Here is a 10629-nt window from a genome sequence, read left to right as displayed (position 1 = left end):
TAATCAATAATGTTAAGATTTTGCACTACAAAATCATAGGTGATTTCATTTTGAGTAAAACTAACAATACGATCAAAAATTGTTAAAGCATCTCGTAAGGCTCCATCTGCTTTTTGCGCAATTATGTGTAAAGCTGTTTCTTCAGTTTTGATATTTTCCTTCTCAGCAATGAATTGCAAATAACTACTGATGTCTTTTACCTGAATGCGGTTAAAATCATTGATTTGACAACGGGAAAGTATGGTTGGAATAATTTTATGCTTTTCTGTTGTTGCCAGAATAAACACTGCATAGGGTGGAGGCTCTTCCAATGTTTTAAGGAAAGCATTGAAAGCAGCTGCAGAGAGCATGTGAACTTCATCGATGATATAGGTTTTGTATTTGCCAGCCTGAGGCGAGAAACGAATTTGCTCAACCAAAGCACGGATGTCCTCAACGGAATTATTTGAGGCAGCATCCAATTCAAAAATGTTCATGGAGCGTTGCTCAATAAACGTTTTACACGAATTACAGGCATTGCATGGTTCACCATCACTCTCCAGATTTTCGCAATTCATGGCTTTTGCCAATATACGAGCACAAGTTGTTTTACCAACTCCTCGAGGTCCTGTAAATAGGTAAGCCTGAGCTAAATGATTGCTTGTAATTGCTTTTTTTAAGGTATCGGTAATATGATTTTGTCCTACAACAGAATTAAAAGTTGCTGGACGGTATTTTCTTGCTGAAACTACAAAGCTCTCTGACATTTCGATTTCCTGATTTGGTATTGAATAAATACGAAACACAAAGGTAGAAAACTCCACTAATTAATCTTATTTTGTGAGTAATTCATAAAAGAGTAAATCTAAAGTTTGCTTCATTTTTACTGAACTGTAATTTGAAAGGCATTTATTTTGGTGTTTTTTAAGTTGAAATTAAGCTGAATGACTGTTAGTCAATACTATAATTAATAAAATTCTCTTTAAACTGCTTGTAAACGTTAAAATCTTTTTTACCTTTGCACACTCATTAAAATATTGATTTAAATAAAAAAAATGCAGAATCATTACGAGACAATTTTTATTACATCACCGTTGGTTACTGACAGCCAATTGAAAGAGTCAGTGGCCCGATTCAAAGAATTGATGACCCAGAACGGTGCAGAAATTATTTATGAAGAGGATTGGGGTCTCAGAAAATTCGCCTATCCCATCAAAAAGAAAACAACTGGATATTACCATGTGTTTGAGTATAACGCTCCAACCGAATTTATTCAGAAGCTAGAAACTGAATTTAATCGAGATGAAAAAATTCTCCGTTACATATCAGTTGCTTTGGATAAGTACGGAATTCAGTATAATGCCAAGCGGAGAAAAGAAGGTAAAAATTCTTCTCCCAAGCAGATTGAAGAAACCGGTGATTTAACAAAAGCTAAAAAATGATAAAATGGCAAATCCAGCATATAAAAACATATTTATAAATATTACGCCTAAAGAAAGGCCTAGAAAGAAGAAATTCTGTTGGTTCAAAAGAAACAACATTAAATACATTGATTATAAAGATCCTGAATTCTTGTTGAAGTTTGTGGATGAACATGGTCGTATTATTCCTAGACGCTATACTGGAACTTCTTTGAAATACCAAAGAAGGCTAGCTTCATCTATCAAAAAAGCCAGACATTTAGCTCTTTTACCATTTGTTTCAGACTCTTTAAAATAGTGATGTCATGGAAATAATTTTAAAACAAGATATAGAGAATTTGGGTTACGCAGGTGACATCATTAAGGTGAAATCTGGTTATGCACGTAATTTTTTGATTCCAAAGAAAATGGCTATTCTGGCAACAGAATCTAATAAAAAAGTGGTTGCAGAAAATCAAAGACAAGCATCTCATAAAATTGCTAAATTGATTGAAGATGCACAAGCCGTAGCTGCAAAACTTGCAAAAGCAACAGTGAAAATTCCTGTGAAAGTAGGAACCAGCGGTAAATTATTTGGTTCTATAACCAATCTTCAGATTTCACGTTCATTGAAAGACATGGGATATGATATCGATAGAAAGGATATTCTGATTCTTGAAGATATTACTGAAGTTGGAAAATACAAGATCAAAGTAAAATTGCATAAGGAAGTACAAGTTGAAATGAATTTGGCTGTACAACCCGAAAAAGAAGATTAGTTTATAGTCAAAAATTAATACAAAGCTGATGACATCTATGGAGGTCATCAGCTTTTTTTTGCTCTTTTTTTTCACTCTTTTCAAAATTATTGGATATTTGATTTTTTTTAGATAATCGAATAATTTCCTTTGGGTGTAATACGTTAACTTTGCAAATGCAAAAAAATCAATAATACAAGAGCATGAATCAAAAACGTTTTGAATTATTTAATAATGTCTTAGGCTTGCTGGTTTTTGGAATAGCAGCTTTTGTTTATCTTTCAACTATTGAACCTACTGTAAGTATTTGGGATTGTGGTGAATTCATTGCCGGATCTTATAAATTAGAGGTAGTTCATCCTCCTGGAGCTCCATTTTTCCTGATGTTTAATCACTTGTTTACCATGTTTGCAAGTAGCCCGGAAATGGTTCCAATTATTGTAAATAGTTCATCTGCTGTTGCCAGTGCAATAACTATCCTCTTATTGTTCTGGACAAGTACGCTTTTATCAAGAAAAATATTTGCTAAAAACAAAGATAATTATAGCCTTTTCGAAGCAATCGGCATATTTGGTGCCGGTCTTGTTGGAGCTTTAGCCTTTACATTTTCAGATACATTTTGGTTTTCAGCAGTAGAGGGAGAGGTATATGCTCTTTCATCAACATTTACGGCTGTCGTTTTCTGGTTGCTATTGAAGTGGGATCAGCGAGCCGATGAGCCAAATAACCTGAGGTGGCTAATTGTTGTGTTTTTTGTCATGGGAATTTCTATCGGTATTCACCTCTTGTCCTTATTAGCACTGCCAGTTTTGGCATTCGTGTATTATTTCAGGAAGTATGAAAAGATAACTAAGAAAGGTTTGTTCATTGCTTTTATTGTAGCCATGATTATTTTGCAGTTCATCAATGTTGGACTGATTAAATGGTTTCCAAGCATAGCCGCTAAATTTGAATTATTGTTTGTTAATGTATTTGGACTGCCTTATTGGTCTGGTGTACTTTTCTTTGTCATTCTGTTTTTAGCTGCTTTATCTTATGGTATATATTATTCTATTAAAAAGAACAAAGTACTGCTAAACACACTATTTGTAGGTGTAGCGGTTGTATTTATTGGATACTCATCCTATACGATGGTTGCAATTCGTTCATTAGCCGACACACCAATTGATTATAGCAATCCAGACAATATTTTCAATATGCGTTCCTATATCAATCGTGAGCAATATGGTGACAGGCCTTTCTTATATGGTCCTCATTTTACTGCTGAAGTTGAAGGATACGATGATGGCCGAATGCAATATATTCAGAAAGATGGTAAATATATTGAAACTAAACCTAAGCTAAAACCCAAATTTGAAAAAGATCATTTCACCTTATTTCCCCGAATGGGCGATACTAGAGCTGATCGAATAGATGGTTACAAAACATGGTCTGGTATGCGAAAAGGACAGAAAAAGCCATCCTTTAGCAATAATATCAAGTTTTTTGTTAGATACCAATTGGGACATATGTATTGGCGTTATTTTGCCTGGAACTTCATTGGCCGTCAGAATGACGAACAAGGTCATGGAAAGCATCTGATGTCTCAGGGAAGAAATCCTGGCTTCATGGATGGAAACTGGATAAGTGGTATTACTTTTATTGATGAAATGTTGGTGGGTAGCCAAGAGAAATTACCTTATGCCCAAACAGTTAATAAAGGTCACAATAAGTTATACTTCCTGCCTTTTATACTCGGTATATTGGGTATGATCTATCACTTCAAACGAAATAAACGTGATGCTTTCAGTACCATGGTTTTATTCTTATTCACTGGAATAATTTTGATGATTTATCAAAACTCTCCTCCTTTTGAACCTAGAGAGCGTGATTATACCTTGGTTGGTTCTTTTTATGTTTTCGCTATTTGGATTGGTTTTGGGGTATTGGCAATTGCCAATTATCTGAAGTCGAAAGTAAATCCGGTATTAGCAGTTTCAGCTACTACTATTATTGCGTTAATTGCCGCACCGGTATTAATGGCCAGTCAGGAATGGGATGATCATACAAGAGCTCATCGTTATACTTCTTTAAATCATGGCGAAAACTATTTGAACTCATGTGCAGAAGATGCTATTTTGTTTACAAATGGTGATAATGATACCTACCCATTGTGGTATGCACAAGAAGTTGAAAACATCAGAAGTGATGTACGAGTCATTAATTTGCAATTACTTATGACTGACTGGTATGTTGATCAATTGCGTTTAAAGAAGAATGAGTCGTCTGCCATTAAGTTTTCTTTTGATCGGGAAAAAATAACAGAAGGAACACGCGATTTTGTTCCGTTTTATAACAATCCTTCATTGGGGTTGGATGAAAAATCCTTCTACGATTTAACTGAAATTTTAAACTTCATTAAATCTGATAAGCCTGAAGATCAAGTGTCAACATATGGAGGATCACGTTTGAGTTATTATCCTACGACACGGTTCTTTTCCAAAGTTGATAAACAGAATGTAATTGATAATAATGTAGTAAGCGAGCAATATTATAACCGCATTGTTGATGAATTAAGGTTTAATGTGGGTAAACGTAATTTACTTAAGAGTCATCTTATGCAACTGGATATTATTGATAACAATCTTTGGGATCGTCCCATTTATTTTGCAATTACTTCCGGATCAGATACTTATTTAGGTTTGGAAAAGTATTTCCAGCAAGAGGGAATGGCATACAGACTTGCACCTGTTATTAAAACGGAGATTGAAAAGCAGCAAAGTGCTGGTCAAACAGGACGTGTTGATGCCTTAATCATGTACGAAAACATGGTGAAGAAGTTTAAGTGGGGTAATCTTACGGATGAACGTGTTCATATTGGTTCAGTAACACGCAGGCATACACTCAACTATAGGAATGTATTTTCAACACTCGGAAGAGCACTTATTTTCGCAGGTGAAAAGGAAAAAGCTATTGAAGCTATTGATCTTTGTCTGAACGAAATTCCAGAAGAAAAAGTACCTCATCAAATCAATTCGCTAACACTAGCTGAAATATATTTTATGGCTGAAGCTCCTGAAAAAGGTGTTGAATTGTGTCGTCATTTACAAACCATTTTTGTGGGCAATCTGGATTATTTCAAAACACTTGATCGTAAGTTTTTCCGCAGATGTGAGAGTGAGGTCAGAAACAATTTTTATGGCTTACAAGTCATTCAAAATCTTGCTTCACGCTATCAGCAGGAAGAATTGTTGAAAGAAATTGAAGCAGAATTTCAGCGTCAGCAGCAAATTTATGGAGTTACTGGCCAATAAATAATGAAGTTAATACAAACGGCAGAACGGATATCGCATGCTGAAGCTTCAGACCATGTAATTTTTCAGCGTAGTATTTTTGCTTACCACGAAGCAGCAAAAATAGTTCGCCAAACTTTATTGGAAATTGGTACAGGCATGGGGTATGGGATGGAGTTATTAGCATCTCAGGTAGATAATTATCTGGCAATTGATAAATACAGTTCCCCTTTAGTTGAAAAGAATAAAGAAAATGAGAACTTTCTTTTTTATCAGCAATCTGTACCTCCTTTTACGGGTATTGCCGATTCTTCTGTAGATTCTTTAGTCACTTTTCAGGTTATTGAACATATTAAAAACGACCATGCTTTTGTTGAAGAAATAAGTCGTGTATTGAAGCCTGAAGGCCAAGCCATTATTACCACTCCCAATATCAAAATGTCGCTAACACGTAATCCTTGGCATATACGTGAATATACAGTCAAGGAATTGCAGGAATTGCTTGCCCCTCATTTTAGCAAAGTTGAAGTATTTGGCGTTTATGGAAACATTGAGGTTAATGATTACTATGAGCGAAATAAAAAATCTGTTCAGAAATATACACGCTTTGATATTTTAAAGCTGCAATATAATCTCCCTCGCTTCATGCTGCAAATCCCTTATGATATTTTGAATAGGATGAATCGGAAGAAGCTCATGGAACAGAGTAATGCTGAGATTAGTCATGTTTCCTTCAAGGATTATCATCTGAAAGAGGCAGACGATAGTTGCTTTGATTTATTTGCTATTGCTACTAAATGATTGAAGTTTGGAGTGCCTAGATTTGGAAGTGCCTAAAGTTTGAAGTGCCTAGAGTTTGAAGTGCCTAGAGTTTTGAGTGCCTGAATTTTGGAATGAAACAAGCTTAATTTCAACTTTTAACTTTAGCTCACTTTAGTCATTTTAGTTCACTTTAGTCACTTTCAAAGCGTATCATTCAGCAACTTCATTTCTTTTAACTTATTCATATAAGGCGAGTGTAAGCTTTCGTGAATTCCTTCTATGTAACGCATCTCGTGCGTATCGGTACCAATAAAACTAACCAGATTCTCATCAATTAATCGTTCTGCAATTTCTTTTACTTTTTGACTATAAAAGCCAGATAAAGAAACAAGATTGATTTGCAAAAATATCCCCATATCATGGAATTCATGATAGCGGTCAAAGTCATTCCATAGGTAAGAGTAGCGTTCGGGATGTGCAAAAATTGGTTTATAACCACTTAATCCCATTTGCCAAAAAGCATTTCTAATAAGCTCTGTATAGTTAATAGCATTGGTTTCAACTAATACATATCGATCACCAAAAGAGAGTATGTCATCTTTTTCCAATAATTTCATGAAATGATCGTCAATGTAATACTCAGAAGCTGCTTCTAATACAACATCAATACCTTGTTTTGCAACTTCGTCCTGAACGATTTTTAATCCATCAGTAATAATTTGTGTATTATTTCGAAAATGATCTCCCATGATATGAGGAGTGGTTATAATCTTTCGGTACCCTAGCTGGTAAAGTTTTTTTATTAAGTGTATACTTTCTTCCAACGATTGGGAACCATCGTCAATACCTGGGATTAAATGCGAATGGATATCTGTTTTGACAGGAATTGAAACCGGATTTTTAAGTCGTCTGTCTTTGCCTAAAAGTTTGTTTATGATGCTCATTTAGTATTTTGCTGATCTTTATTCCATCAGTCATGAAATAGTTGCCGCAAAATTAGACTGAATATTTTAATTTGCAGAAATTTGGGGGAAATAATCATGGAAACCAAAGTCATTATACTGATTAACAAAGGAAGCAGACGTTTCGTTTATGTGTGCGAAGTTTTATTCAGGCATATTCTAAAAATACCTTATCAGTTTGTGGAAAAATCAAGTCTGGATATTTTAGGTGGGAAAAAGACTTTGAGCGATGAGGATATCCTACTCAATTATACTGGGGATGCAGACTTGAAAGGTCTTTATATTCCCAATAGTGGTTTATTAAACGAAACAATAATTCGAAAAGAATTTCCAGAAATTGAATTTGAAAACGGAATACCAGTTTTTTTTAGACAGAAAGGAAAGTTTGATATTAGTTTCGATTTATTTGCAGCTTGTTTTTATTTAGTAACGGAATATGAATTTGCCATTCAGCCACAATATGATCAGTTTGGGCGATACAATGAAAAAGTGTATCCTTCATTCCAACACGACCTGCATGCAAAACCTTTAGTTCATGTATATGCGGAAATACTCTGGCAAAATTTAAATTCCCTAAAACCCTCTTTGCAAAGAAAAACAGCATCATTCGATTATCGAATAACCATCGATGTAGATCATCCCTGGGCTTTTAAACACAAAGGGATTAAGGGAGTATTGGGAAGTTTTAAGGATGTTTTTCAATTTGATTTTAAGAATTTGGCTATCCGCTGGAAAAGCTTGTTTAGTGAGCAGGATCCCTATGATACATTCGAAGAAATACTAACATGGGTTCCAATAGAAAAATTGAAATTCTTTTTCCTGATCAACCGAGAGCATAAATTGGATGGACGTTATACCTATAGAAATAAGCATTATAGAAAGCTCATTAAAGGTATCAGTAAGCGATGCAAGGAGATTGGAATACATCCATCCTATAGCACATTTTTGAGCAAGCAGGCTATCTCTATGGAGAAAGCCGAGTTGGAAGAAATTATTGGAAAACGAATACTGTCTGTGCGCCAGCATTACCTTAAATATCGAAATCCTAAAACAAGATTGTTTTACACTGAACTGGGCATAAGACAAGATTACAATGCTGCCATGAGCAGCGGTATTGGCTTTCGAAACGGAATGGGAATTCCATTTCCATGGTTCAATCTGCTGGCCAATGAAATGACCACTCTATTTATTCATCCACAAATGGCAATGGATGTCACTTTAAAAGATTATATGGGTTTAAGTGCTGAGGAAAGCATACAAAAGATCAGTAATCTTATAGAGGAGTGCAAAAAGTACAATTTAACTTTTTCGCTGCTTTGGCATAATAGCAGCTTATCGGAAATACATGGATGGGAAGGATGGAAATTGGTGTTGCAAGAAAGTATAATAATGCTTAATGAATCAGCAAATAATGCTACCTGATTTCAACTGATGTCCCTTCATTCAAATCAAATGTTAGTTTGATGAGGGTGTTGTCTTTCAAATCCATATTGGCCTGATACAAACAATCCTGACTATAGTTGTTTTCAACCGTATGTTCTTCCCATATCCCCTTATAAAGAGCATAATTCATAATTTCAATTTGATGTTGACCTTTTGGTGCAATTAACTTAATCGTTTGCTTTTGACTTTCTTTATGTTGTGAGCTTTCAGCCACCTGTTTCCCATCAATTTTTATTATGGTTTTGGTGTCGTGGTCAAATCCATCCGAAATATTTATGAATTCGTATTGAACACTAAGTTTTACTTGGTTTTTAGTTGGTTTGCTCAAGTTTGAGCATGATGTTATTAATATGGCAAAAAGCCATACTATATTAAGGTTAGTCTTCATTAATACATCCAATTAGAAATAACATTTTGCAATTAATATCGTCCCCAGCGAATACAAAATGCTATTTTTATTCTTCTCAAAGATATTACATATTACGTATATCCTTAATTATACCACAAACATATTTAGTGTTATTACCATTCATATTTAGGCCACAGATTAACAGAAGTTGCACTTGCTTCCTGAAAACAAATCTGTGAATGTGTAGCAATTTTTACATCATAGGTGCGATAACGGATATTCGAATCATATTATAAAAATATCATCCATATTTCGTCCCTACAGGACTTCCCGTGCTCTCATTTAATGTCCTACAATCATTTCGTCCCTACAGGACAGAAAACCAATAAAACTAATATCTATATGAATAAACTTTAGTGACAATTTATTTAAACGTATATCTTTTATGATACCACAGCATATTTATTGTAATTCCAATTCATATTTAGGCCAAAGATTGTCAAAAATTTCAATAGCATCCTGAAAACAAATTTGTGAAATCTGTGGCAATTTCCACATCATAGGTATAATAACAGATATTCAAATTACATAATTTCCTAATCGATTACTTATTAGCGATTAGCAGCGTTAATAATTACCCGCTTGACAAGGCTTTGTTGTTCCGTATTAAATCGAATAAAATAAACCCCACTTTCCAATTCTGTGAGCTTGAGATTTATACTTCCATTTTTAATATTCTTATAGCTGTTTTCATATATCAGCCGTGCATCTACACTGTAAATAGTTAGTGCTAAGTCTTGTGTAATAGGTAAATCAAAATGAATGATAAAATCTCCGTGATTTGGATTTGGATAAACACTAATTTGTTCATTCAAGAGTTTCAAATCGTCCTTTATTCCTGAATTATTAATAGTTGATGAGTCTATTTCCAGATAAATTGGTATTTCTGTTTCAATAGAATTAATGGCTCTTATATCAATAATTTCAAAAACCAAATCAATATCAGCAGCAATATTATCTTTTAAGATAAATAATAGTTGAGCTATTAATCCATATCCATTTTTGATGTTCTGTTGGTCTTTTCTGCAAATAGCAATATCGATTTCGTTTCCAATCTGTTTTTGAAATAGAATCAAATCGGATAGAGGATAGCCAAACCAGCTATTCTTAAAATTCACTTTTATTTCACCATCCAATATCAATGAACTATCGAACTTAATTGTGAATACGATTCCATAAACATTGCTCACCTGATTGCTGGCCATTCCCAATAGGATAGGAGCCAAAATACTATCTCCCGATTTTGGATTTTGTGGCAAATCAATCCTGATTATAGGATCACTTTGTGTTGCCGTGCTTGCAAGGGCAACATGACTGTCGCTATAATTTGAATAGATGGCGAGAGTATCACTAATGCCAATCGAACCATCTCCATCCGTATCAATATGTTTATAGTCTGTTCCATTTGCAAGGTTTTTTAGCCAAAAAGGACATGGCTGTGCCGACCAGTTTATACTCGCATTTGGACGGGCAAATCCAATGTCACTATAACCAATTCCAAGTGCTAAAAAGTCAAGGTTATTCACCACACTATCTCTGTTTGCATCGCCCGGGTAAACCGGATCAGGATCGTGCTTGAAAATAATACGCTCAACTTTTGTAAGGACGGAACTATTTCCATATACATCATAAGATACAAAATGG

The 10629-nt window shown here is 34.6% G+C and carries 10 protein-coding genes; 6 read left to right on the top strand and 4 right to left on the bottom strand.

Translation table 11 applies throughout. From position 1 onward, the window contains the following. Positions 1–746: DNA polymerase III subunit gamma/tau (dnaX, locus tag HOG71_00290; protein ID MBT5989268.1), on the bottom strand; the 746-nt coding region annotated here is incomplete at its 3' end. 288 nt (positions 747–1034) lie between these two features. On the opposite strand from dnaX, the gene HOG71_00285 reads away from it, so the two are divergent. From HOG71_00285 to HOG71_00265, 5 genes are all read left to right on the top strand, one after another. Next, complete coding sequence (locus HOG71_00285) at positions 1035–1421, top strand: 30S ribosomal protein S6 (protein MBT5989267.1); 387 nt, start codon at positions 1035–1037, stop codon at positions 1419–1421. 4 nt (positions 1422–1425) lie between these two features. Then, entirely contained in the window at positions 1426–1698 is a 273-nt protein-coding gene (locus HOG71_00280; GenBank protein MBT5989266.1) for a 30S ribosomal protein S18, read from the top strand. Positions 1699–1705: 7 nt separating this feature from the next. Further along, a complete protein-coding gene (locus HOG71_00275; protein ID MBT5989265.1) occupies positions 1706–2158 on the top strand; it encodes a 50S ribosomal protein L9 in 453 nt (150 codons plus the stop codon). A gap of 182 nt (positions 2159–2340) precedes the next feature. Then, a complete protein-coding gene (locus HOG71_00270; protein MBT5989264.1) occupies positions 2341–5430 on the top strand; it encodes a DUF2723 domain-containing protein in 3090 nt (1029 codons plus the stop codon). A 3-nt stretch (positions 5431–5433) separates the two neighbouring features. Further along, positions 5434–6210 carry a class I SAM-dependent methyltransferase gene (locus tag HOG71_00265; protein MBT5989263.1) on the top strand — a complete coding sequence of 259 codons (777 nt, stop codon included), beginning with the start codon at positions 5434–5436 and terminating at the stop codon, positions 6208–6210. 161 nt (positions 6211–6371) lie between these two features. Here HOG71_00265 and HOG71_00260 read toward each other — a convergent pair whose 3' ends face one another. Then, positions 6372–7115: a capsular biosynthesis protein gene (locus HOG71_00260; GenBank protein MBT5989262.1), complete on the bottom strand. Its 744-nt coding sequence runs from the start codon at positions 7113–7115 to the stop codon at positions 6372–6374. Between the two features lie 96 nt (positions 7116–7211). Here HOG71_00260 and HOG71_00255 point away from each other — a divergent pair, with 96 nt between their 5' ends. After that, positions 7212–8555: a hypothetical protein gene (locus HOG71_00255; GenBank protein MBT5989261.1), complete on the top strand. Its 1344-nt coding sequence runs from the start codon at positions 7212–7214 to the stop codon at positions 8553–8555. Here HOG71_00255 and HOG71_00250 read toward each other — a convergent pair. Both HOG71_00250 and HOG71_00245 read right to left on the bottom strand, forming a co-directional pair. Then, positions 8548–8964: a hypothetical protein gene (locus HOG71_00250; GenBank protein ID MBT5989260.1), complete on the bottom strand. Its 417-nt coding sequence runs from the start codon at positions 8962–8964 to the stop codon at positions 8548–8550. The two genes, HOG71_00255 and HOG71_00250, sit on opposite strands and share 8 nt — an antisense overlap. 572 nt (positions 8965–9536) lie before the next feature. Further along, positions 9537–10629, bottom strand: a 1093-nt coding sequence (locus tag HOG71_00245; GenBank protein ID MBT5989259.1) for a T9SS type A sorting domain-containing protein, incomplete at its 5' end; no start/stop codon positions are given.

This window comes from Bacteroidota bacterium (genome assembly GCA_018698135.1).
Lineage (GTDB): Bacteria > Bacteroidota > Bacteroidia > CAILMK01 > JAAYUY01 > JABINZ01.
The sequence above is the reverse complement of the archived record's forward strand: the minus strand, read 5'-3'. Positions and strand labels throughout refer to the sequence as shown.